Genomic DNA, 22683 nt, shown 5'->3' with positions numbered 1-22683 from the left:
CAGCATGTACCTCTCCGGCGAGAACCAGACACTGGTCAAACTGCTGATCGCGGGACCGTTCGGGGTCGGCAAGACCACCCTCATCCGTGCGCTGTCGGAAACCCCGCCGCTGCACACCGAAGAGGTCATGACCCAGACCGGCGCCGCCGTCGACGATCTCGCCGGAGTACGGGAGAAGACCACCACCACCGTCGCCATCGACTTCGGGCGGCTGACCCTGCCCGGGGACCTGGTGCTGTACCTGTTCGGCACGCCCGGACAGAAGCGCTTCCGTCCCCTGTGGCAGGACATCGCCCGCGGCGCACTGGGCGCCCTCGTCCTCGCGGACACCCGCCGGCTGGCGGACTCCTTCGAGGTGATGGACATCGTCGAGGAGGCCGGGCTGCGCTACGCGGTCGCGGTCAACACCTTCCCCGACGCGCCCGAGTACAGCGTCGAGAAGCTCCGCGAGGCGCTCGATCTGCACCCCGAGACGCCGCTGGTGATGTGCGACGCCCGCGACCAGGAGCAGTCCGTCGACGCGCTGATCGCGCTCGTCGGGCACGTCCTGGCCCACACCCCCGAGGAGAACCCGAACCCGTGACTTCCCCGCACCAGCCGGGAGCCGCACCGCCACCGGGCTGCCCGGCGCACGCCGCCCCGTACCAGCAGGCACCGGCACAGCCCGACGCCCACACGCCGGTGAAGCTCTACGGACCGGACTTCGCCGCCGACCCGCACCGCATCTACGCACAGCTGCGGCAGTACGGGGCGCTGGCGCCGGTCGAGATCGCGCCGGAGGTGACCGCGATGCTGGTCACCGACTACCGGGCGGCCCTCGACCTGCTGCACGACGACAGCACCTGGTCCAAGGACTCCCGTGAGTGGATGACGACCGTCCCCGCGGACTCGCCGGTCATGCCGATGCTGATGTGGCGCCCGAACATCTTCTACGCCGACGGGCCGGCGCACGTCCGCTACCGGGACGTCGTCGTCGACAGCTTCAAGCTGGTCGAGCCGCATGAGCTGCGGGCCCGCGTCCACCACGCCGCGGACACCCTGATCCAGCGCTTCGGGGCGCACGGCGAGGTCGATCTGATCGCCGACTACGCGCGGCTGATCCCGCTGCTGATGTTCAACAACCTCTTCGGGATGCCCGACTCCTACAGCGACCGGCTCATCGAGGCCATCGCGGGGATGCTGGACGGCACCTCCCCCGAGGAGGCCGCGGCCGCCAACGAGGCGTACACGAACTACATCATGGAGCTGGTCGGCTCCAAGAAGGCCGAGCGCGGTCCGGACCTGACGTCCTGGTTCATGGACCACCCCAACGCGCTCAACGACGAGGAACTGATCCACAACATCATCCTCACGATGGGCGCGGGCAACGAACCGCTGGCCAACCTCATCGGCAACGCGCTGTCGCGGATGCTCTCCGACGACCGTTACTACAACACCCTGTCCGGTGGCGCGCTGACCGCGCACGACGCCATCAACGAGGTGCTGTGGAACGACCCGCCGCTGACGAACTACTCCGCCCACTTCCCGGTCCGTGACGTCTTCTTCCACGGCACCTGGGTGCGCAAGGGGCAGCTGGTGATGGTGTCGTACGCGGCCGCCAACAGCCAGTTCGACACCACGTCGCTGGGGACGCCCGGTTCGGGCGGCGGCTCACACCTGTCCTGGGCGGCGGGTCCGCACGCCTGTCCCGTGAAGCGGCATGCGCTGCTGATCGCCACCACCGCGATCGAGCGGCTCACGGCCTGGCTCTCCGACATCGAACTGGCCGTGGACGCAAGCGAGTTGCAGTGGCGCAACGGCGCGTTCCACCGGGCTCTCGTCGGGCTCCCGGCCCGCTTCACCCCGATCACCCCCGACCAGGCAGGAGCCACTCCATGGCACAACAGGGACAGCAGCCCTTCGTCATCGACCCGGTCGGAAGCGACATCCACGGGGAGGCAGCCCGCCTCCGCGCGCTAGGTCCGGTGGCGCGGACCGAACTGCCCGGCGGTATCGAGGCCTGGTCGGTCACCAGCCACACCCTCCTCAAGCAGCTGCTGACCGACGACCGGGTCTCCAAGAACCCCCGGGACCACTGGCCGGCCTGGCAGCGCGAGGAGATCCGCAGCAGCTGGCTGCAGTCCTGGATCGGCGTCACCAACATGTTCACCGCGTACGGCACCGATCACCGCCGGCTGCGCAAGCTGATCGCCCCGGCGTTCACGGCCCGCCGCACCGACGCGATCCTGCCGCGCGTGGAGAGCATCACCATGGCGCTGCTGGACGACCTCGCCGCGCACCCCGCGGGCGAGCCCCTGGACCTGCGGGCGCGCTTCAACCACCCGCTGCCCATGCAGGTCATCTGTGAGCTGTTCGGCTTCCCGGAGGGCGAGCAGCGCGCCGAACTCGCCCGCCTCGTCGAGGCCATCATGGACACCACGGCCACCCCGGAGCAGGCCGCCGCCACCGCGGCGGGCGTCCATGCGCTGCTGTCCGAACTGGTCGGCAGCAAGCGGGAGAACCCGGCCGACGACCTCACCAGCCTCCTGGTCTCCGCGCGGGACGACGAGGGCCAGAAGATGACCGAGCAGGAGCTGCTGGACACCCTCCTGCTCGTCATCGGCGCCGGTCACGAGACCACCGTCGACCTCCTCGGCAACGCCGTGCACGCCCTGCTGACCCACCCCGAGCAGCTTGAGCTGGTGCGCTCGGGCCAGGTCCCCTGGGCCGACGTCATCGAGGAGACCCTCCGCTGGGCCCCCAGCATCGCCGCCCTCCCGCTCCGCTTCGCGGTGGAGGACATCGACATCCCGGACGGCCCGACCATCCGCAAGGGCGAGGCGATCCTCCCGGCGTACGCGGCGGCCGGCCGGGACGCCGCGTTCCACGGCGACACGGCGGCCGACTTCGACATCCGGCGGACCCGCCAGGAGCACCTCGCGTTCGGCCACGGCGTCCACCACTGCCTCGGCGCCCCGCTGGCCCGTATGGAGGCCCGGATCGCCCTCCCGGCCCTCTTCGCCCGCTTCCCCGACCTTCAACTGGCAACCCCGGCAGAGCAGTTGGAACCCACCAGCGGCTTCATCTCGGGCGGTCTGCGCAGCCTGCCGGTCCGTCTGACTCCGGCGTGAACCCGGCCTGAAGCGGCCCGACGCTCCGGCACCCGGCCCCGTCACCCCACCCGGGTGGCGGGGTCGTCGGCCATCCCGGCCGGGGCCGCCAGGGGCCCGGGGACGCCGGGGCCCCCGACGGGGACCTCCCCGTCCGGAAGAGGGCCGCCCCCGCCCACGGCCCGCGCGTCATCCACGGTGCGGAGCAGGCCGATGAACTCCCGCTCGGCCGGGGAGAACGACGTCTCACGGGAGGTCGCCAGCACGATCGCACAGGCGGGCAGCTCGGGGTCGGGCCGGAGGAGGGCCAGCCGCCCCTCCTGCAACTCCCGGGCCACACAGCGCCGCGGGAGCACCGCGATGCCGAGGCCGGCCAGCACCGCGTGCTTGAGCGTCTCGTTCCCGCTGATCTGCGGACAGCGCGCGGGCGACAGCTTCCAGCGGGCCGGCGCGTCGTCCTGGGCCCGGCGCGTCGCCGAGCCCTCCTCCCGGAACAGGAAATGCTGCCGCTCCAGGTCGGCCGGGGTCACCGCGCGACCGGCCAGCGGATGTCCCGGATGCGCGACGAGGAGGAACTGCTCAGCTGATGACCGCGTAACAGAGCCGGTGAGCCCTGCGCCGGACGAGGGCGGCAGGAGCCGGGCGGGAGGGGCCCAGTGCCTCTCAGGACGGCGTACGCGCCGTCGCCAGCAGGCGGTTCGTCTCGGCGGGGCGCAGCATGAGGGCGCTGCCGACCGTGCTCAGCACCTCGCGTTCCGCGGGGGTGTAGGAGCCGTCGGCGAGGGCGATGCGGGCGGCCTGGAGGAGGAGGGATTCCCGGCCCGCGGGGGCGAGGTGCGGGGCGAGCGGTTCCAGCGCCTCATGGAGCTCTATGGCCAGGGCGGTGCCGCACGGGTCCAGGCCCTGGTGGCCGCAGTGGCCGCCGGTCACCGCGTCGTAGGTGCCGGTCAGCCGGCCGGTGTCGGCGGCGAGGGCGGCGAGCAGGGTCAGCAGCTCGTCCTCGGAGCAGTCCGCGAAGCCGGCCGCACGGACCGTGTCGACGGCGGTGTCGCGGACCGCGCGGGAGGAGGTGCCGCCGGCGGCCAGCAGCGCGAGGGTGACGGTGTGGACGGCGTCCCTGAGCATCGCCGAGAAGCGGAGGGTGGTGGGGTGGTCCAGGGCGTCCGGGCCGAAGTGGCCGTGGCAGGCGGAGCACTCCAGGACCGGTCCGGCGGCGCCGCGGGAGAGGAGCGGGAGGCCGAGGAGGGTGAGCCGGCGACGGCCGGTCCGGCGGAGGTAGTTGCGGTCCCCGCCGCAGTCCGGGCAGAAGAACTCGCCATCGGCGACGGTCCGCCAGGACGTGCGCACGCCCATCACACACATCTTGTGCATCACGTCAGCCCTCCGTAACTCACCCGTGGCCCTCCGGACACGGGAGGCACCCCGACGGCCCCCTCGTCGTATGGGACGTGATGTTAGCCACATACGTGATGCGGCGTCAGCACCCCGTACCGGACAACTGGCCGGATGACGAAGGACCCCGCCCCTCCGGAAGGTAGGGGGCGGGGCCTATGGACGCCGTGAAGAGCATGGCCATGAGGAGGCGGGCGACGGGTGGGGCGGCTGAGGGGGCCGCTCCTGACGGGGCCCGGCTTGGCCAAAACCGGTGGGGGTACGGCAGGCCGCGCCGGGACCGGCGTCAGCCTTACGAGGTCATCAGCGCCCGGCTCACCTGCCGTGTCTGGTTGTCCAGACCGCGGGCGTTGGGGTGGACGAAGGTGCAGGCCTCGCCGGCACCGGGGAGGGAGCGGCACTGCTCGTTCGGCGGGTCGGTCTGGCCGCCCTCACCGGTGAGGTTGTCCTTGATGCCGTACATCCACTTGGCGTCGCCGCTCTCGCACACCCCGTGCGCCGCACTCGGCCCGTAGGTGTCGACGTAGCTCGCGGCGTGGTAAGCGGCGTGCTTCTCCAGCAGTGCGTTCAGGCGCAGTTCGAGGCCGTCGAGCCAGGGCATATCGCCCTTCTTGACACTGCCGAGCTGGTTCCAGTGCCAGAAATTGCAGCCGGTGTTGTCGGGGACGATGGCCGGATAGCCCACGACGGCGACCCGGGCGTGCGGTGCGCGCCGGTGGATCACCGTCATCATGCGGGCGAGGTCGGTGTCGAGCTGAGTGAACCGCTGCTCCAGCCAGTCCTCGCCCGCACCGCCGTTGCTGTAGTGGTTGGTACAGGGCCTGAGCTGCAGGGGCTTGGTGACGCCCAGTTCGAGGCACTTTTTCACGATGGACCCGAAGCCGAGGGAGTTGCCGCCGATGCCGACGGTCACGTAGTCGGTGTCCGGGGACAGCGCGTCGACCTGCGCGGGCAGATCGGACCAGCCGCCCGGGGGCGGGATGGTCGGCGGCCCATAGATCTTGGAGGCCGGCTGGGGTGCCAGGACCCCGTCGACCACCTCGGCGGCCCCGCAGGTCACATCCGTCAGCTCGAATCCGAGCTGACCGGCCACCTGATGCGGGTAGTTGCGCCCGGAGCGGCCGCAGCCGTCGCGCTCCTCCCAGGGGCGGACGAACACCCCGGCGCTGTACGAGTCGCCGAGCGCCACATACTCCGGGCGGTCCGCGGTCCGGGCCGGGGCTCCGGATGCCGCCGGGGCGAATGCGGAGGCCACCACGGCGAGCGAGGCAACCGCCGCGACGGCCAGCCGGGAGAGTGCGGGCATGCCATATCTGCTCATCTGCACGTCCTTGGTGTCCGCGCCGCGGCCTGTCCGACGGGCGCTGGTCACCAAACGTACTGAATCACTTACTCACCGTGACAGGCACGGAGTCCAAACCCCACCTTCAGGTGGCGGGGTCGCACAACGGCGCCCCCGCGGCTCGGTGAGAGCCACGGGGGCGCGAGAGGAGGTGCTCGTGCCGGGTCAGCGGCCCGCGCGGTTCACGGCGGAGACGACGGCCTTCAGCGAGGCGCGCGTGGTGTTGGCGTCGATACCGATGCCCCACAGGACCTTGTCACCGATCGCGCACTCGATGTACGAGGCGGCCAGCGAGGAGGCACCCTCGCTCATGGTGTGCTCCTGGTAGTCCAGCAGCCGCGCGTCCACGTCGATGCTCTGCAGCGCGTCGAAGAACGCGGAGATCGGGCCGTTGCCGGTACCGACCAGCACCGTCTCCGCACCGTCCACCTCGGCCTCGACGGTGAGGGTGTCGATGCCGTCCTTGTCGGTGGTGGTCTGGCCGTTCTTGACCTGGATGCGGCCCCACGGGTTCTCGGGGTTGGGCAGGTACTCGTCCTGGAAGGCCGACCAGATGGCGGTCGGCGTGACCTCGCCGCCCTCGGTGTCGGTCTTCTCCTGGATGATCCGGGAGAACTCGATCTGCATCCGGCGCGGCAGTTCCAGCTTGTGGTCGTTCTTCAGGACGTAGGCGATACCGCCCTTGCCGGACTGCGAGTTGACGCGGATGACGGCCTCGTAGGAGCGGCCGACGTCCTTGGGGTCGATGGGCAGGTACGGGACCGCCCACTCGATGTCGTCCACGGTCTTGCCGGCGGCGGTGGCCTCGGCCTCCATGGCGTCGAAGCCCTTCTTGATGGCGTCCTGGTGGGAGCCGGAGAAGGCGGTGTAGACCAGATCGCCCGCGTAGGGGTGGCGCGGGTGGATCTCCATCTGGTTGCAGTACTCGCTCGTACGACGGATCTCGTCGATCTGCGAGAAGTCGATCTGCGGGTCGACGCCCTGGGAGAACAGGTTCATGCCCAGCGTCACCAGGTCGACATTGCCGGTGCGCTCGCCCTGCCCGAACAGACAGCCCTCGATGCGGTCGGCACCCGCCATGATCGCCAGCTCGGCGGCGGCGACCGCGGTGCCCCGGTCGTTGTGCGGGTGTACGGACAGGCATACGTGCTCGCGCCGGGACAGGTTGCGCGACATCCACTCGAAGCGGTCGGCATGGGTGGACGGCGTGGAGCGCTCGACGGTGGCGGGCAGGTTCAGGATGATCTCGCGGCCCTCTTCGGGCTGCCAGACGTCACAGACCGCCTCACAGACCTCCAGCGCGAAGTCCAGCTCGGTGTCGGTGAAGATCTCCGGGCTGTACTGGTAGCCGAAGATCGTCTCGTCGCCGAGGATCTTGTCGGCGTATTCCATGACCAGCCGGGTGCCGTCCACGGCGATCTGCTTGACCTGCTCCTTCGAGCCGCGGAAGACGACCCGGCGGAAGGTGGGGGCGGTGGCGTTGTACAGGTGCACCGTGGCGCGGTGGGCGCCGCGCAGCGACTCGACGGTGCGCTCGATCAGCTCCTCGCGGGCCTGCGTCAGGACGGAGATCGTCACGTCCTCGGGGATCGCGCCCTCTTCGATGATCGAGCGGACGAACGCGAAGTCCGTCTCCCCGGAGGAGGGGAAGCCGACCTCGATCTCCTTGTAGCCCATGCGCACCAGCAGATCGAACATCTCGCGCTTACGGGCGGGCGACATCGGGTCGATCAGTGCCTGGTTGCCGTCCCGCAGGTCGGTGGAGAGCCAGCGGGGCGCGACGGTGATGCGGTTGTCGGGCCAGGTGCGGTCGGGGATGTCAACCGCTTCGTAGCGGCCGTACTTGTGGACCGGCATCCCGGAGGGCCGCTGCAGCTGCGTCGCGTTGGTGACCGGGGTGGGCCGGCCGACGGCATGACCTGCGGGGCTCGACGGATTCGTCATGGTGCGTAGGGCTCCTCGTATGTCCGCTGGGGGTCCCCCTGCTCCACAAGAGCCAGGGAGAGGCCGACGGGGCGATAGATCGCAACACCGAACTCCGCGGGGAGGGGGTCGGCCTACGACTACAGGCCCTCGCCGCGGCAGCTAAGGAGAAGCAGCCCGAAACGCATGATGCACAGCACCCTAGCTGAGGTACGCCCTGTCTGGCGGTCGCGTATCAGTATGCGGGACCGGACGGACGTTACGGCCTAAATGCGACCAACCACACTTTTACGGGAATCTTGGACGCGGGCAGTGACAGCGGCATTACAGAGTGCCACCGTTTGTGCATGGACCTCAACGACGCGCAGCCAGATCCCGCCACCTGCCACACGCCCGTCTTCTGCACGATCATCCCGCCGCACATCCTCGACAACCTGGCCCAGTCCGACGACCCGGACCGGCACGAGCCCGCCCGCCGCACCCTGGAGCACGACCACGTACGACGCACCGAGCGCCGCGCGATCGCCGCCCGCGGCGGCCTCACCCCCGGCGAGCCGGGAGCCGGCGCCGACAAGCCGAACCGCACCATCTACGACGCCCGCCACCGCGAGGACCTGCCCGGCAAGAAGGTGCGCAGCGAATCCGACGGCCCGTCCAAGGACGCCTCCGTCAACCGCGCACACGCCGGTCTGGGCGCCACCTTCGAGCTCTACCTCAAGATCTATGGCCGTAAGTCCATCGACGGCGCCGGACTGCCGCTCAACGCGACCGTCCACTACGGGCGGCGGTACGACAACGCCTTCTGGGACGGCGAGCGGATGGTCTTCGGCGACGGCGACAACGACCTGTTCAAGGACTTCACGATCTCGGTCGACGTGATCGGCCACGAGCTCACCCACGGGGTCACCCAGTACACCGCCAACCTCGACTACCAGGGCCAGTCCGGCGCCCTCAACGAGTCGGTCTCCGATGTCTTCGGCGTGCTGATCAAGCAGTACGCCCTCGGCCAGACCGCCGACCAGGCCGACTGGCTGATCGGCGCCGACCTGCTCGGCCCGAACGTCACCGGCACCGCCCTGCGCTCGATGAAGGCCCCGGGCACCGCCTACGACGACGACGTCCTCGGCAAGGACCCGCAGCCCGCCGCCATGAAGGACTACGTCCAGACGACCGACGACAACGGCGGCGTGCACATCAACTCCGGTATCCCCAACCACGCCTTCTACCTGGCCGCCACCGCCCTCGGCGGCAAGGCCTGGGAGCGCGCCGGGCAGATCTGGTACGACGTGCTGACCGGCGGCGAGCTCACCCAGAACGCCACGTTCACCGACTTCGCCACCCTCACCGTCAAGGCCGCCCAGGCCCGCTTCGGCGCCGGTGACGAGCACGAGGCGACGATCAAGGCCTGGACACAGGTCGGCGTCACCACGAAGTAGCGGCGCGACGGTGCGCGGAGCGGGAGGATTCGGCAGCGCCTTCCGCCCCGCGCACGATTACCGTGGCTGTACGGGGTAGGAGTCCGTCGAAGACGTCGGAGGAGTCCGTTATGCGCATTCACGTCCACCGCACCGGAGGCTTCGCGGGCGTCGACCGCCGCGCCGAGATCGACACCTCGGGCCGCCCCGATGCCGACGACTGGCAGGACCTGGCCAAAGAGGCCGTCGCCACCGCCCGCACCGAACCCCCCGTCGGAGTGCCGGACGGCTTCAGCTACCAGATCACGGTCGACGGCCGGACGGTCTACTGCTCCGACCCGCGCCTCACGAAGGAACAGCGGTCACTGATCACGAAGGTGATGAAGGAGGGCGCGTAGGCGCCTCCGAGGGCCTCGCGGAGCCCGGGCCATCCAGTGAGGGCCCGACGCCTTGACGCGTTGGCGCGTTCTCGCCGCTGTCACGTCCTGAAGTCGTACAACCTCAGCGCGTGGTGACCGGCATCACCGGCACCCACGCCCCGGAATGCCCGCTCCACCCCTTCAATGGTGCTTTATGGAGCTATTCAACCCGCCCCGGCTGGGCTTAAGTTCCCGCCCACAGCACGTTCGCGGCATGCACGTGCATGCCTTTTCGTCAGTGAGGTGGGGGACTTGGCAAGGAGCACTGCGGCGTCGCGTCGAAGGCGCTTCCGTCTGATCCGGGTGGCGGGGCTGGGCGGGCTTCTGGTGGGGGCCCTCCCCGGGCTCCTCGGGACCTCGGCGTGGGCGACGCCCCGTACACCCACGGCCGTCACGACCACCGTTACAGGGCAGTCCCCCGCCGGGGACGCCGTCCCGCGGGAGGTCACCGCCCGCTGGGAATTCGACCGGGAGGCCGAGGCGGGCGCCAACTCCGTGCCGGGCGGCCCGGCCATGACGCTCGGCGGTGGCGCGAAGCTGGTGCCGGGCGCCGGGTTCCTGGGCGAGGGAGGTCTCCTCCTGGACGGCAAGCGGGGTTATGCGTCCAGTACGGTGCCCGTCGACACCGGCACCAGTTTCACGGTGACCGCGTGGGTGCAGACCTCCGTGGAATCCACCCGCCGTATGACGCTGGTCAGCGCCGCGGGGAACACCACCAGCAGCTTCCGGGTGGACTTCGTCCCCGCCCGCGCGCATCGGGCCGGCGGGGCGGCATGGGAAGCAACCATGGCGCGGACCGACACGGCCGGCAGCAAGACCGTCTCGGCGGTCAACGCGGGTGGCTGGAACAGCGGGACGGACTGGAACCACCTAGCGGTGGTCTACGACGCACCGGCCCAGCAGCTCCACCTCTACGTCAACGGCCAACTCGGCACCGCCCCTTGCTTCGACGACGACAGGGACGGAGCGGCCGATGATCCACAGTGCGTCCCGGCGGTGCCGTGGGCCGACCATGCGCGCTCCTTCACGGCACAGCGGTCCCTCCAGGTCGGACGGGCCAAGAGCCATGGCACCTTCGGGGACCACTGGTCGGGGGCGATCGACGACGTGTGGGCATTCCGGGGCGCGCTCAGCAGTGAGCAGATCAACTACCTCTCGAGCGGGTGGGTGGGCCTGCCGACCGAGGTGCCGGATATCCCCGAGGCGGGCTGACCTGCACCTCAACTCCCGTACCGCACCGCCCCCTTGACACCGTTACCGCCGGTTACAAAGATCCGGGACATGACGAGCGAACCGGTGCCCTCCGCCCTGCCCCGCTTCCCCCGTGACTTCGTGTGGGGGGTGTCCACCTCCGCCGCACAGATCGAGGGGGCGGTGGCGGAGGACGGGCGGGGGCGGTCCGCGTGGGATGTGTTCGCGGCGGAGGCGGGGCGGATCAAGGACGGGTCGGATCCGCGGGTGGCGACCGGCCACTACCACCGCTACCGCGAGGACGTGGGGCTGCTGAAGGAGCTCGGGGTCGGGGCGTACCGGTTCTCGGTGGCCTGGCCCCGGGTGGTGCCGGACGGGAGCGGGGCGGTCAACAAGGCCGGGCTGGACTTCTACGACCGGCTGGTGGACGCGCTGCTGGCGGCGGGAGTCGCCCCGGTGCCGACACTGTTCCACTGGGACACGCCGCAGGCGCTGGAGGAGGGCGGCGGATGGCTCGTCCGGGACACGGCCGAGAAGTTCGCGGCGTACGCGGACGTGGTGGCGGAGCGGCTCGGGGACCGGGTGGAGCGGTGGATCACGCTCAATGAGCCGGCCGAACTGACCTTGCTGGGCTACGGACTGGGACAGCACGCACCGGGGCGCCAGTTGCTGTTCGAGGCGCTGCCGGCGGCACACCATCAGCTGCTGGGGCACGGTCTGGCCGTCCAGGCGCTGCGGGCCCGCGGGGCGGCGAGCATCGGGATCGCCAATTCGCACGGGCCGACCTGGACGGCGAGCGCGTCGGAGGCGGACACCGCGGCGGCCGGTCTCTACGACCTGCTGCTCAACCGGCTGTTCGCGGAGCCGGTGCTGCTGGGGCGCTATCCGGACGAGGAGCTGGCGGCCCTGCTGCCGGGGCCGGTCGCCGAGGATCTGAAGGTGATCTCGCAGCCGCTGGACTGGTACGGGATCAACTACTACCAGCCGACGCTGGTGGGCGCCCCGGGAGCCGAGGGGACGGGGGCGGCCGACTTCGGCGGGATCCGGCTGCCGCCCGAACTGCCCTTTGCGCCCCAGGAGATCGAAGGGTATCCGCGGACGGACTTCGGCTGGCCGGTGGTGCCGGAGGCGCTCACCGAGCTGCTGGTGTCGTTCCAGGAGCGGTACGGCGACCGGCTGCCGCCCGTCGTGATCACCGAGAACGGGTGCTCGTACGAGGGGATCGAGGACGCGGAGCGGATCGCCTTCCTGGACGGGCATCTGCGGGCGCTGCACGCGGCCATGGCGGCCGGGGTGGAGGTGCGGGGGTACTTCGTCTGGTCGCTGATGGACAACTTCGAATGGGCGGAGGGGTACGCCCGGCGGTTCGGGCTGGTGCATGTGGACTACGAGACGCTGGAGCGGACGCCCAAGGCCTCGTTCCGCTGGCTGCGTGACGCCCTCCGGGAGCAGGCCCGGGGATGAGCCGGCCAGCGGCTCCGGAGGCGCTCGCGGAGCCGACGGAGCGGGCCGGGCGCGGGTGGACCGCCTCGCTGTCGCTGGCCAACGGGGCGATCTGGGTGGGGTGGTACGGACCGCTGCAGATCCTGCTCGCCCTGCAGGCCGCGGAGCTCGCCCCGCCGGGCACGGCGAAGGAGTCGGTGCTGGCGTGGGTGACGGGCGCGGGGGCCGCCGTCTCGATGGTGGCCAACCCGCTGTTCGGGGCGCTGTCGGACCGTACGGCCTCGCGGTTCGGGCGGCGCGCCCCGTGGGTACTCGCGGGGGTGCTGGGCGGGGCCGGGGCGCTGGTGCTGCTGGCCGGGGCGGGCACGGTGCCGGCGATGGCACTGGGGTGGTGTCTGGTGCAGCTCACCCTCAACGCGGCGTTCGCGGCGATCACGGCGGCGGTGCCCGACCGGGTGCCGCAACGGCAGCGCGGGGCGGTCGGCGGCTGGGTTGGGGCCGCGCAGATTCTCGGGGTGGTGGCCGGGACGGGGCTGGCGACGGTCGCGGGCGGCGTGGTCGCGGGCTATCTCGCCTGTGCCGGATTCGTCGTGCTGGGCGCCCTCCCGTATGTGCTGGCGCACCGGGACCCGGCGCTGCCGGCCGCGCGCCGTCCGGCGCTGACCTGGCGGGCCGTGCTCGCCGGGTTCTGGATCAGCCCGCGCCGCCACCCCGATCTGGGGTGGGCCTGGCTGACCCGGTTCCTGATCAACCTCGGCAACGCGCTGGCCCTGCTGTACCTGCTGTACTACCTGCGGGATGTACTGCACCGCCCGGACCCGGACGGCGGGGTGCTGGTGCTGACCGCCGTCAACGCCGTGACCCTGCTCGGCACGGTCGTCGTCGGGGGCCTGTGGTCGGACCGGGTCGGGCGCCGGCAGCCGTTCGTGCTGGGGGCGGGGGTGATCATGACGGCCGCGACCGGGCTGCTGGCCGGGTGGCAGACCTGGCCGGGCGCGCTGTGCGCCGCGGCGCTGCTCGGGGTCGGCTTCGGCGTCTTCACCTCCGTCGACTTCGCCCTGATGACGGAGGTGCTGCCGGCCGCCGCACACCGCGGCAAGGACATGGGCCTGATCAATATCGCCAACGCGCTGCCGCAGGTGGCCGCCCCGGCACTGGCCGCCCCGATCGTGCAGCACCTCGGCGGCTACCGGGCGCTGTACTGCGTCGCGGCGGCCGTCGGGCTGCTGGGGGCGCTGCTGGTGCGCAGGATCCGGGGCGTGGCGTAAGGGCGGCACCCGCCCGCGGGGCCCGGGGGGGCGGCGCCAGAGGAGCGTGACAGCCGGACCCGGCGTCCACGACCTCAAAATTCAGATTCCCCCGCTGCATTGCGGCGCGCATACTGTGCGGCGCTCACCAACCGATGACGCATCAGGCACATCTTGGGGGAAACATGGTGAACAGGGCCCACTTAACGGGGATTGCCGCCGCGGCGGTACTCGCCACCACCACTCTCGCGCCCTCCTCGGCCGTGGCAGCCGGGGCCGGGCCGTCCTCGCACCGCGCTCCTCAGCTGAGCACCGCACCGGCGCCCGCCCGGGCCCTCTTTGCGGGCTGCTGGAAGGCGAAGACCAAGACCGCGATCCGCATCAACCACTCCGTGCACGCCAAGGCGATCGGGTCGATCAGGAAGGGGCAGGTGTTCTGCACGGACCTGCACTTCTGGGGTGACCCGTTCCTCAAGAAGAAGCGGTGCGGCACACAGAGCAACCAGTGGATCCAGGCCGATATCGGGCGCTGGGTCTTCCGGGGGTGCCTCAAGCAGCAGTAGGGCCCGCGAATTCAGACGGCTCCTGAAGGGTGCGCAACAGACGGCTGTTGCGCACCCTCGTCCATTGCGGGCTCCGGCAGACCCGCCGCTGAGCAGGAGCGTGGAACGGCAGGCTCAGAAGCCCAGCTTGCGCAGCTGCTTCGGGTCGCGCTGCCAGTCCTTGGCGACCTTGACGTGCAGGTCCAGGAAGACGGGCGTGCCCAGCAGAGCCTCGATGTGCTTGCGGGACTTCATGCCGACCTCCTTCAGGCGCTTGCCCTTGGGGCCGATGATGATGCCCTTCTGGCTGGGGCGCTCGATGTAGACATTGGCGTGGATGTCCAGGAGCGGCTTGTCGGCGGGGCGGTCCTCGCGCGGGAGCATCTCCTCGACGACCACCGCGATGGAGTGCGGCAGCTCGTCGCGGACGCCCTCCAGCGCGGCCTCGCGGATCAGCTCGGCGACCATGACCTGCTCGGGCTCGTCGGTGAGGTCGCCCTCGGGGTAGAGCGGCGGGCTCTCGGGGAGCATCGGGACCAGCAGGTCCGCGAGGAGAGAGACCTGGGTGTCGCCGACCGCGGAGACCGGGATGATCTCGGCCCACTCGATGCCCAGCTCCTTGCCGAGCTGGTCGATGGCGATGAGCTGGGCGGCCAGTGCCTTGGAGTCGACCAGGTCGGTCTTGGTGACGATGGCGACCTTGGGGGTCTTCTTGATGTCGGCCAGCTCACCCGCGATGTAGCGGTCGCCGGGGCCGATCTTCTGGTCGGCGGGCAGACAGAAGCCGATCACATCGACCTCGGACCAGGTGGTGCGGACGACATCGTTCAGCCGCTCACCCAGCAGTGTGCGCGGTTTGTGCAGACCAGGGGTGTCGACGAGGACCAGCTGGGCCTCGGGGCGGTGCACGATGCCGCGGACCGTGTGGCGGGTGGTCTGCGGGCGGTTGGAGGTGATGGCCACCTTCGTGCCGACGAGCGCGTTCGTCAGGGTCGACTTGCCCGCGTTGGGGCGGCCGACGAAGCAGGCGAAGCCCGCGCGGTGCGCGGCGGAGGACTCGGTACGAACGCTCATGGCGCCCATTCTCCCCGATCCCGGGCGCGTCTCCGACCACCCGGGCCCGGAGGCGGCGGTGGGTGGGCGCGGGCGGCCCGGGGCGGCCCTCCGGTGCCGGCGGGCCGCCCCGTACGCCGTCGCACGGCCTGCCGGCTCAGGCCGGGGTCCCGCCCGCCGGGACGGCGCTGCGCAGGGTGCCGTCGAGGCCCGCGACCAGCACCGGCGTCTCGGGGCCGCCGAGGTCCCGTACGGCCGCGCGGTCGGCGTCGGTGGCGCGCTCGGCCTCGGTGACCACGGCCGCGGCCTCCAGGGACGTCGCCCCGCTGGCGACGGCCATGGCGACGGCCGTCTGCAGCGCGCTGAGCTGCAGCGATTCCAGGGCGACGGTGCCGGCGACATAGGTGCGGCCGGTCTCGTCGCGGACGGCGGCGCCCTCGGGCACGCCGTTACGGGCCCGCGCCGAGCGCGCGAGCGTGATGATCTTGCGGTCTTCGGGGTCCAGCGGTGCGGCTTCGCTCATACGGGCGAGCATATGCGGGGCGGCGGAGGACGGCGGCAAGGGGCGGCGGGCCGGTCCCTGCCCGGGTCGGGGCCGGTCCCTGCCCGGCCCGTCAGCCCGCGACCGAGGACATCCCGCCGCGCCGGCCCTCCGGAGAGGTGAGCCACTCCAGCTTGGCCGCGGTGTCCGTCTCCGGGCGCGGGTGGTGCAGCACGATGTTGAGATCGGGACGGACCGGGACCCGCAGCTGGGTGGCCTCGAACAGCAGGGCGCCGACGAGCGGATGGTCCATCTCCTTGTGGAGCTGGCCGCCGTCCTGCACATCGCCGCGCCCCCACAGCTCGGTGAACTCCTCGCTGAGCGCGGAGGCCTCGCGGACCACCTCGTCGAAGCCCTCGTCACCGGGCCGCGCCGACCATGCGGCACGGTACTGCGCCACGATCGAGGGGGCGTTCGCCTCCCAACTCGCCGCCCGCGCACGGTAGACGGGGTCGGTGAAGAACGCGATCAGACAGTTCGACGAGACACCGGGGCGGCCGTGGCCGAGCACCAGATGCGCCGCGTCGTTGTGGGCGACGGTGTTCCAGTACGGGTCCATGATGTGCGCCGGGTACGGCATCCAGGCGTCGATCAGCCGCTGCAGGCCCGCGCAGACATCGGTGAGTCCCAGCTCCTCGGCGTCCTGCCGCAGGGGCGGGTTCAGGCCCGCCAGGACGTACAGATGCCGGCGCTCGGCGCCACTGAGCCGCAGGACCCGGGCGACCGCGTCCAGCACCTGCGGCGAGACGGTGATGTCGCGGCCCTGCTCCAGCCACTGGTACCAGGACGCGCCGACCCCGGCGAGGACGGCGACCTCCTCGCGGCGCAGGCCCGGGGTGCGGCGGCGGCCGCCGTCCGGCAGACCCGCCTCGGCCGGGGTGACCCGGGCGCGACGGCTCCGGAGGAAGTCGCGCAGATCCTGGCGGCGGCGCGCGGTGTCCCGGGTGGCTGTATGCGAGGCCACGTTTCTCCCCCTGTGTGCCGTGGCTGGTGGTGCGGACACCACGATAAGTTCCCGCTCCCCACTGCGTATTCCGGGGCCGCAGTCTCTTCCCATGCCGATCACCGACACCGCTGTTGCCCCCGATACACCGACGGCCGCCGCCACCGCACCGGCCGTCTCCCCCGCCGGCGCACGGATGGCCCCGCGCGCCAAGCTCATCCTGCTGCTCCTGTGCGGCGCGCAGTTCATCATCGCGCTGGACTTCTCCATCCTGAATGTGGCGCTTCCCGTGCTCGGCAGGGATCTGGGGATGGGCCAGGCCGATCTGCAGTGGGCGGTCACCGCGTTCGCCCTGCCCTCCGGCGGATTCCTGCTGCTGTCCGGCCGGATCGCCGATCTCTACGGGCGGCGCCGGCTGTTCCTCATCGGGCTCGGGCTGTTCACCGCGGCCTCGGTGCTGACCGCGCTGGCCTGGTCCCCGGCGGTCTTCCTGGCCGGGCGGGCGCTGCAGGGCCTGGGCGCGGCGGTCATCGTGCCCACCGGAATGTCGCTGCTCACCACCACCTTCGCCGAGGGCCCGCAGCGCGAACGCGCACTGGGCGTCAGCGGCACCGTGCTCTCGATGGGCTTCACCATCGGCATGGTGCTGGGCGGGGTGATGACCGATGCGCTGGGCTGGCGCTCCACCATGGGCCTGCTGTCCGTGGCCGGGGTGGCCGTCCTCGCGGCGGCGCCGCTGCTGCTGACCGAGTCCCGGCCCCCGGAGCGGCCGCGGATCGATGTGCCCGGCGCGGTCACCGTCACCGGCGGGCTGCTGTCGCTGATCTACGCCCTGTCGACCGCGGCCGAGCAGGGCTTCGGCCGCCCGGACGTGCTGGTGACGCTGATCGTGGGGGCGGGGCTGCTGGCCGCGTTCGTGCGGGTGGAGTCGCGGGCCGAGCAGCCGCTGGTGTCGCTGCCGATGCTGCGCCGCCGGACCGTCGCCTGGGGCAATCTGGCGGGCCTGATGACCTTCGCGATGATGAGCGCCGTCATCTTCCTGCTGACCCTCTACCTCCAGGAAGTGCTGCGGCTGTCCGCCTTCCACACCGGTCTGGTCTTCGGGGTGCAGGGTGTGGTGTCGGCGGGCGCCGGCCTCGTCGCGCCGAAGGTCATCGGCCGGCTCGGCGCCCGCCGCACCCTGCTGACCGGGCTGCTGCTGCAGGCCGGCTTCACGGCCGCGCTGCTGGGGCTGGGCACCGGCACGGGGATGTGGCTGGCCCTGACCGGGGTGACCCTCGCCAGCCTCGGCCATCTGTGGGCGATCATCGCTTACGGCGTGACCGCCACCTCCGGGGTGCCGGACGCCGAGCAGGGCCTGGCCACCGGGCTGGTCACCAGCTCGCAGCAGGTGGGCCTCACCGTCGGCATTCCGCTGCTGAGCGCCGTCGCCTCGGCGCATATCGCCGCGCTGCGGGCGGACGGCAGCGGCTTCGCCGAGGCCACTCTCGGTGGCATCAAGCTGGGACTGGGCCTGGACGCGGCGCTGGTCGCGGTGGTCGCGCTGCTGGTGGCGGCCGGGCTGCGGACGACGCGCCGCCGCTGAGGAAGAAGGTGGTTGCCCCGGTCCCCCGCCCCGGGGCAACCTGCGCTACAGGATTTCTCTCACGCATTGCGGCCACGCGTTTGCGACCGCTTGAAGATCCTTCCATGGCGCCCACCGCGGAATCCAGCTCCCCCGGATATGGCTTGCAGAACATTTCTGCTGCACTGGAGATAAGTAGCCGCCCGGAGCACGACAGCGGGAAATATTCCCGGAATCACCAGGAATTACGCGCCGAATTCCCCGGATGTTCAGCCGGCGGAGCGACCGCCCGCGGACGGCCCCTCGGCGGCGCTCGCACCCGCCGGACGCACCGGCTCGCACAGCACCGTAATGATCTTGTTGCGGCGGCCGGCAGGCGACTCCGCGGTCAGCCGCAGCGCCTTCAGGCCCGGGTCGGAGGCGTCGCCGGAGAGATCGACCTCGGCGGTGGCCCCGGCGATCGGGACCCGGCCCAGGAGCTTGGCGAGCAGTCCGCCGACCGTTTCGACGTCCTCGTCGTCCAGCTCGGCCAGGCCGTACAGCTCGCCGAGGTCGCCGATGTCCAGCCGGGAGGTGACGCGATAGCGGCCGTCGCCGAGTTCCTCGACGGGTGGCAGTTCCCGGTCGTATTCGTCGGTGATCTCGCCGACGATCTCTTCCAGAATGTCCTCGATCGTGACAATGCCGGCCGTGCCTCCGTATTCATCGATCACCACCGCGACATGATTGCGGTCCTGCTGCATTTCGCGCAGCAGATCACCGGCATTCTTGGTGTCGGGCACGAAAACGGCGGGGCGCATGGCAGTGGAGACCAGCTCGGTCTCGGCATCGCGGCTGATGTGGACCTTGCGGGCCAGATCCTTGAGGTAGACGACGCCGACGATGTCGTCCTCGTTCTCGCCGGTCACCGGGATACGGGAGAAGCCGGAGCGCAGGGCGAGGGTCAGCGCCTGGCGGATGGTCTTGAACCGCTCGACGGCGACCAGATCCGTGCGCGGCACCATCACCTCGCGGACGAGGGTGTCGCCGAGCTGGAAGACGGAGTGCACCATCCGGCGCTCCTCGTCCTCGATCAGCGACTCCTTCTCCGCGAGGTCCACCAGGGAGCGCAGCTCGGCCTCGGAGGCGAACGGGCCCTTGCGGAAGCCCTTGCCGGGGGTGAGGGCGTTGCCGAGGAGGATCAGCAGCTGCGGGATGGGGCCCATGATCCGGGCCAGCGGCAGCAGGACATAGGCCGCGGCGGTGGCGGTGTTCAGCGGGTGCTGACGGCCGATCGTCCGCGGTGAGACCCCGACGGCGACATAGGAGACCAGCACCATCACGGCGATGGCGACGGTCAGCGCCTCCCAGGTCTCGTCGAAGGAGCGCAGACAGGCGTAGGTCACCAGGACCCCGGCGGCCATCTCGCAGCCGACCCGCACCAGCAGGGCGACATTGAGGTAGCGGGTGGGGTCGGCGGCGACGGCGGCGAGCTTGGCGCTGCCGCGGCGGCCGGAGCGGACGGCTTCCTCGGCCCGGAAGCTGGTCGTCCGGGCCAGGCCGGCCTCCGCGCAGGCGGCGAGCCAGGCGATCACGACGAGCAGGACCGCGACCGCGATCAGCTGGGTGGTCATCGGGCTGTCCCGTCAGGTCACGGTGGGGGCCGGAGAGGGGCCGGTCAGGCCCCGCTCGGCGCGCCAGCCGTCGATGATCGCCGCCTGCAGACCGAACATCTCGGCCTTCTCGTCCGGCTCCTCGTGGTCGTAGCCGAGGAGGTGGAGCACGCCGTGGACGGTGAGCAGCTGCAGCTCCTCGTCCATGCTGTGCCCGGTCGGCGCCTCCTCGCCCTGCTTCTTGGCGACCTCGGGGCAGAGCACGATGTCACCGAGCAGGCCCTGCGGGGGCTCCTCGTCGTCCTTGGCCGGCGGACGCAGCTCGTCCATCGGGAAGGACATGACATCGGTCGGTCCCGGCAGGTCCATCCACTGGAGGTGGAGCTGCTCCATGGCCTCGGCGTCCACGACGATCACGGACAGCTCGGAGAGCGGGTGGATGCGCATCCGGGCGACGGAGTAGCGGGCGACATCCAGGATGGCCTGCTCGTCGATCTCCGTGCCGGACTCGTTGTTGACGTCGATGGACATGGGGGCGTTGCTTCTCGCTTCTCGGGCCCGGCCCGATGGTTGCTGGGACCGCGGGTCCGTGCGCCCGCCGGCCGGGGCGGCCGGCCGGCGGGGCTCACGAGCCGTTGCGGCTGTCGTACTTCTCGTAGGCGTCGACGATACGGCCGACGAGCTTGTGCCGGACCACGTCCTGGCTGGTGAGCAGGGAGAAATGCACATCGTCGACGCCGTCCAGGATCTCCCGGACCTGGCGCAGACCGCTCTTCGTCCCGCCCGGGAGGTCGACCTGGGTGACATCGCCGGTGATGACGATCTTCGAGTCGAATCCGAGGCGGGTGAGGAACATCTTCATCTGCTCGGGGTTCGTGTTCTGCGCCTCGTCGAGGATGATGAACGCGTCATTGAGCGTCCGGCCGCGCATGTACGCCAGCGGCGCGACCTCGATCGTCCCGGCGGCCATCAGGCGCGGGATGGAGTCGGGGTCGAGCATGTCGTGCAGCGCGTCGTAGAGCGGGCGCAGATAAGGGTCGATCTTCTCGTAGAGCGTGCCGGGCAGGAAGCCGAGCCGCTCACCGGCCTCGACCGCGGGGCGGGTCAGGATGATGCGGTTGACCTGCTTGGCCTGCAGCGCCTGCACGGCCTTCGCCATCGCGAGGTAGGTCTTGCCGGTGCCGGCCGGGCCGATGCCGAAGACGACGGTGTGCTGGTCGATGGCGTCGACATAGCGCTTCTGGTTGAGGGTCTTGGGCCGGATCGTACGACCACGGTTGGAGAGGATGTTCTGGGTGAGCACCTCGGCGGGTGTCTCACTCTCCGCGCCCTCGCCGTCCTCCGCCGCGCGCAGCATGGCGATGGACCGTTCCACTGCGTCCTCCGTCATCGGTTGTCCGGTGCGGAGCACCAGCATCATCTCGTCGAAAAGGCGCTGGATGAGGGCCACTTCCCGGGCGTCACCGACAGCGCTGACCTCGTTGCCCCGGACGTGGATATCGGTCGCCGGAAAGGCTTTTTCGATCACGCGCAGTAGGGAATCACCGGATCCCAGGACCGTCACCATCGGGTGCTTGGCCGGGACGGTGAACTGGGCGCGCGCCTGCGGTTGCGTGGGTGTCTGAGTCATAGGGCGGCTCGGTGGCCTGCTCAACCCCATCCTTTGCTCATAAGAAGTGCCTGCCTGCACTCGACTCCTTGGGATACCAGAGTACGACGGAGCACTGACAAGCCCGAGGGCTTTTCCTGCCGGGGCAGGAGCGCCGGGGGCGCGCCGCCCGGACCCCGGAGCAGGGCGAGCCGGCCGCGCCGGGCCCGGCTCCGCGGCGGCTCAGGCCGGGCGGCGGAAGCCGATCGTGGGGACGGCGCGGGCCAGCGGGGCGGGCCGGTAGGCCGCGGGGAGCACCTCGTCCAGAAAGGCGTACTGGCGGCGCAGAACGCCCGGTGCGCCCGCCTCACAGGCCCGCACCTGCTGCCACCAGGCGGCGATCTCGGCCCAGCCCGGCGCCGACAGCGAACCGCCGAATTCCTGCACGGACAGCGCGGCGCACAGCCCCGCGAAGGCGAGCCGGTCGGCCAGCGGCCAGTCGGCCAGGGTGCCGGTGACGAATCCGGCGACGAAGACGTCGCCGGCGCCGGTCGGGTCCAGGGCCTCCACGGCGATCGCGGGCACCTCGGCGCTCTCGCCGGTCCGCCCGTCCACCGCGTAGGCGCCCTCCGAACCCAGCGTGACCACCGCGAGCGGCACCAGGTCGGCGAGCTTGCGGGCCGCGGCGCGCGGGCAGTCCGTCCGGGTGTAGCGCATCGCCTCCTCCGCGTTGGGCAGGAATGCCTCGCAGTGCTCCAGGTCGGCGAGGTCGGCCGGGTCCCAGCGGCCGCTGTCGTCCCAGCCCACGTCCGCGAAGATGCGGCTGCCGCGGCCCGCCGCGCAGCCCAGCCAGCCCTCCCGCCGGCCGGGGACCAGCGAGGCGATGCAGGCGCGGGACGGCGGCGGGCAGCCGGGGGCGTGCTTGCCGTCGAAGGCGAAATCGGGCGGGGGCGCCTCGTGGCCGTGCGAGACCATCGTGCGCTCGCCCTCGTAGGCCATGGAGACGGTGACCGGGGAGTGCCAGCCGGGGACGGTGCGGGACAGTGCCAGGTCGATGCCCTCGCCCTGTTCGAGCGCCTCCCAGCAGTACTCGCCGTAGTGGTCGTCGCCGAACGCCGCGGCCAGCGAGGTGCGCAGCCCGAGCCGGGCCAGCGCGGTGGCCATGTTGGCGACGCCGCCGGGGCTGGAGCCCATACCGCGGGCCCAGGACTCGGTGCCGCGGACGGGTGCGGAATCCAGGCCGGTGAAGATGATGTCCAGGAAGACCGTGCCGGTGAGATAGACGTCGGTGGGCGGATCGCCGTCGGCGCGCACCCCGGCCAGCGGATCGAGGGCGGCCGGCACCACGGCCGGGCCGGCGGGCGGAGGGTCTTCGCGTCGGCTGCTCACCGTGCTCGCT

General features: G+C 71.2%; 21 protein-coding genes. 10 read left to right on the top strand and 11 right to left on the bottom strand.

The features are described 5' to 3' along the window. Positions 1 to 4: 4 nt before the first annotated feature. From STRNI_RS28200 to STRNI_RS28190, 3 genes are read left to right on the top strand one after another with little or no spacing between them, the layout of a single operon-like run. Entirely contained in the window at positions 5 to 583 is a 579-nt protein-coding gene (locus STRNI_RS28200; protein WP_018088177.1) for a GTP-binding protein, read from the top strand. Further along, positions 580 to 1959: a cytochrome P450 gene (locus tag STRNI_RS28195; protein WP_018088178.1), complete on the top strand. Its 1380-nt coding sequence runs from the start codon at positions 580 to 582 to the stop codon at positions 1957 to 1959. The genes STRNI_RS28200 and STRNI_RS28195 overlap by 4 nt, the downstream gene beginning before the upstream one ends. Continuing rightward, positions 1875 to 3110, top strand: a complete 1236-nt coding sequence (locus tag STRNI_RS28190; protein WP_277412249.1) for a cytochrome P450 family protein — start codon at positions 1875 to 1877, stop codon at positions 3108 to 3110. Before STRNI_RS28195 ends, STRNI_RS28190 begins: the two co-directional genes overlap by 85 nt. 41 nt (positions 3111 to 3151) lie before the next feature. Here STRNI_RS28190 and STRNI_RS28185 read toward each other — a convergent pair whose 3' ends face one another. The 4 genes from STRNI_RS28185 to leuA form a co-directional block, all read right to left on the bottom strand. Continuing rightward, on the bottom strand, positions 3152 to 3724 hold the full coding sequence (locus STRNI_RS28185; RefSeq protein WP_277413334.1) for a LysR substrate-binding domain-containing protein: 573 nt from the start codon (positions 3722 to 3724) through the stop codon (positions 3152 to 3154). Positions 3725 to 3752: 28 nt separating this feature from the next. Beyond that, positions 3753 to 4460, bottom strand: a complete 708-nt coding sequence (locus tag STRNI_RS28180; RefSeq protein ID WP_018088181.1) for a TerB family tellurite resistance protein — start codon at positions 4458 to 4460, stop codon at positions 3753 to 3755. A 313-nt stretch (positions 4461 to 4773) separates the two neighbouring features. Next, positions 4774 to 5802, bottom strand: a complete 1029-nt coding sequence (locus tag STRNI_RS28175) for an SGNH/GDSL hydrolase family protein (protein ID WP_277412248.1) — start codon at positions 5800 to 5802, stop codon at positions 4774 to 4776. A 186-nt stretch (positions 5803 to 5988) separates the two neighbouring features. Further along, positions 5989 to 7767: a 2-isopropylmalate synthase gene (gene leuA / locus STRNI_RS28170; RefSeq protein WP_274735522.1), complete on the bottom strand. Its 1779-nt coding sequence runs from the start codon at positions 7765 to 7767 to the stop codon at positions 5989 to 5991. A 326-nt stretch (positions 7768 to 8093) separates the two neighbouring features. On the opposite strand from leuA, the gene STRNI_RS28165 reads away from it, so the two are divergent. The 6 genes from STRNI_RS28165 (at position 8094) to STRNI_RS28140 (ending at position 14024) form a co-directional block, all read left to right on the top strand. Further along, positions 8094 to 9182: a M4 family metallopeptidase gene (locus STRNI_RS28165; RefSeq protein ID WP_018088184.1), complete on the top strand. Its 1089-nt coding sequence runs from the start codon at positions 8094 to 8096 to the stop codon at positions 9180 to 9182. Positions 9183 to 9292: 110 nt separating this feature from the next. Next, entirely contained in the window at positions 9293 to 9559 is a 267-nt protein-coding gene (locus STRNI_RS28160) for a protealysin inhibitor emfourin (protein ID WP_018088185.1), read from the top strand. A 273-nt stretch (positions 9560 to 9832) separates the two neighbouring features. Further along, positions 9833 to 10792 (top strand): LamG-like jellyroll fold domain-containing protein, encoded by a 960-nt coding sequence (locus STRNI_RS28155; RefSeq protein ID WP_277412247.1) that lies wholly within the window; start codon positions 9833 to 9835, stop codon positions 10790 to 10792. Between the two features lie 69 nt (positions 10793 to 10861). After that, on the top strand, positions 10862 to 12235 hold the full coding sequence (locus STRNI_RS28150) for a GH1 family beta-glucosidase (RefSeq protein ID WP_266442318.1): 1374 nt from the start codon (positions 10862 to 10864) through the stop codon (positions 12233 to 12235). After that, entirely contained in the window at positions 12232 to 13482 is a 1251-nt protein-coding gene (locus STRNI_RS28145) for an MFS transporter (protein ID WP_159488299.1), read from the top strand. The genes STRNI_RS28150 and STRNI_RS28145 overlap by 4 nt, the downstream gene beginning before the upstream one ends. A 164-nt stretch (positions 13483 to 13646) precedes the next feature. Continuing rightward, positions 13647 to 14024 carry a hypothetical protein gene (locus STRNI_RS28140; protein WP_277412246.1) on the top strand — a complete coding sequence of 126 codons (378 nt, stop codon included), beginning with the start codon at positions 13647 to 13649 and terminating at the stop codon, positions 14022 to 14024. A gap of 114 nt (positions 14025 to 14138) precedes the next feature. Here the strand turns inward: STRNI_RS28140 and era are convergent, their stop codons facing one another. The 3 genes from era to STRNI_RS28125 all read right to left on the bottom strand — a co-directional run bounded on the left by era (position 14139) and on the right by STRNI_RS28125 (position 16561). Then, positions 14139 to 15086 (bottom strand): GTPase Era, encoded by a 948-nt coding sequence (era, locus tag STRNI_RS28135; protein ID WP_018088190.1) that lies wholly within the window; start codon positions 15084 to 15086, stop codon positions 14139 to 14141. A 127-nt stretch (positions 15087 to 15213) separates the two neighbouring features. Next, the gene (locus tag STRNI_RS28130; RefSeq protein WP_026169383.1) at positions 15214 to 15579 is read right to left on the bottom strand and encodes a cytidine deaminase; all 366 of its coding nucleotides are present in this window, start codon (positions 15577 to 15579) and stop codon (positions 15214 to 15216) included. Positions 15580 to 15670: 91 nt separating this feature from the next. Beyond that, complete coding sequence (locus STRNI_RS28125) at positions 15671 to 16561, bottom strand: helix-turn-helix transcriptional regulator (protein ID WP_093644143.1); 891 nt, start codon at positions 16559 to 16561, stop codon at positions 15671 to 15673. Between the two features lie 91 nt (positions 16562 to 16652). On the opposite strand from STRNI_RS28125, the gene STRNI_RS28120 reads away from it, so the two are divergent. Then, positions 16653 to 18125 carry an MFS transporter gene (locus STRNI_RS28120; protein ID WP_277412245.1) on the top strand — a complete coding sequence of 491 codons (1473 nt, stop codon included), beginning with the start codon at positions 16653 to 16655 and terminating at the stop codon, positions 18123 to 18125. A gap of 248 nt (positions 18126 to 18373) precedes the next feature. On the opposite strand, the gene STRNI_RS28115 is transcribed toward STRNI_RS28120, so the two are convergent. From STRNI_RS28115 to STRNI_RS28100, 4 genes are all read right to left on the bottom strand, one after another. Further along, positions 18374 to 19717 (bottom strand): hemolysin family protein, encoded by a 1344-nt coding sequence (locus STRNI_RS28115; RefSeq protein WP_277412244.1) that lies wholly within the window; start codon positions 19715 to 19717, stop codon positions 18374 to 18376. Positions 19718 to 19729: 12 nt separating this feature from the next. Then, positions 19730 to 20227, bottom strand: a complete 498-nt coding sequence (ybeY, locus tag STRNI_RS28110; RefSeq protein WP_018088195.1) for an rRNA maturation RNase YbeY — start codon at positions 20225 to 20227, stop codon at positions 19730 to 19732. A gap of 94 nt (positions 20228 to 20321) precedes the next feature. Further along, complete coding sequence (locus STRNI_RS28105) at positions 20322 to 21326, bottom strand: PhoH family protein (protein ID WP_018088196.1); 1005 nt, start codon at positions 21324 to 21326, stop codon at positions 20322 to 20324. A gap of 201 nt (positions 21327 to 21527) precedes the next feature. After that, positions 21528 to 22673, bottom strand: coding sequence for a carbohydrate kinase family protein (locus tag STRNI_RS28100; protein WP_159488293.1), 1146 nt, complete (start codon positions 22671 to 22673; stop codon positions 21528 to 21530). Positions 22674 to 22683 lie beyond the last annotated feature (10 nt).

Origin of the sequence: Streptomyces nigrescens (genome assembly GCF_027626975.1) — a bacterium.
Taxonomy (GTDB): domain Bacteria; phylum Actinomycetota; class Actinomycetes; order Streptomycetales; family Streptomycetaceae; genus Streptomyces; species Streptomyces nigrescens.
This window is presented reverse-complemented; position numbering and strand designations above follow the sequence as displayed.

Excerpts from the sequence above, each read along its gene's own strand:
- STRNI_RS28160 (WP_018088185.1), top strand. The coding sequence starts at position 9,293 with ATGCGCATTCACGTCCACCGCACCGGAGGCTTCGCGGGCGTCGACCGC.
- STRNI_RS28165 (WP_018088184.1), top strand. The coding sequence starts at position 8,094 with ATGGACCTCAACGACGCGCAGCCAGATCCCGCCACCTGCCACACGCCC.
- STRNI_RS28150 (WP_266442318.1), top strand. The coding sequence starts at position 10,862 with ATGACGAGCGAACCGGTGCCCTCCGCCCTGCCCCGCTTCCCCCGTGAC.
- STRNI_RS28190 (WP_277412249.1), top strand. The coding sequence starts at position 1,875 with ATGGCACAACAGGGACAGCAGCCCTTCGTCATCGACCCGGTCGGAAGC.
- STRNI_RS28130 (WP_026169383.1), bottom strand. The coding sequence starts at position 15,579 with ATGAGCGAAGCCGCACCGCTGGACCCCGAAGACCGCAAGATCATCACG.
- leuA (WP_274735522.1), bottom strand. The coding sequence starts at position 7,767 with ATGACGAATCCGTCGAGCCCCGCAGGTCATGCCGTCGGCCGGCCCACC.
- STRNI_RS28120 (WP_277412245.1), top strand. The coding sequence starts at position 16,653 with ATGCCGATCACCGACACCGCTGTTGCCCCCGATACACCGACGGCCGCC.
- STRNI_RS28145 (WP_159488299.1), top strand. The coding sequence starts at position 12,232 with ATGAGCCGGCCAGCGGCTCCGGAGGCGCTCGCGGAGCCGACGGAGCGG.
- STRNI_RS28175 (WP_277412248.1), bottom strand. The coding sequence starts at position 5,802 with ATGAGCAGATATGGCATGCCCGCACTCTCCCGGCTGGCCGTCGCGGCG.
- ybeY (WP_018088195.1), bottom strand. The coding sequence starts at position 20,227 with ATGTCCATCGACGTCAACAACGAGTCCGGCACGGAGATCGACGAGCAG.
- STRNI_RS28105 (WP_018088196.1), bottom strand. The coding sequence starts at position 21,326 with ATGACTCAGACACCCACGCAACCGCAGGCGCGCGCCCAGTTCACCGTC.
- STRNI_RS28115 (WP_277412244.1), bottom strand. The coding sequence starts at position 19,717 with ATGACCACCCAGCTGATCGCGGTCGCGGTCCTGCTCGTCGTGATCGCC.
- STRNI_RS28180 (WP_018088181.1), bottom strand. The coding sequence starts at position 4,460 with ATGCACAAGATGTGTGTGATGGGCGTGCGCACGTCCTGGCGGACCGTC.
- era (WP_018088190.1), bottom strand. The coding sequence starts at position 15,086 with ATGGGCGCCATGAGCGTTCGTACCGAGTCCTCCGCCGCGCACCGCGCG.
- STRNI_RS28140 (WP_277412246.1), top strand. The coding sequence starts at position 13,647 with ATGGTGAACAGGGCCCACTTAACGGGGATTGCCGCCGCGGCGGTACTC.
- STRNI_RS28200 (WP_018088177.1), top strand. The coding sequence starts at position 5 with ATGTACCTCTCCGGCGAGAACCAGACACTGGTCAAACTGCTGATCGCG.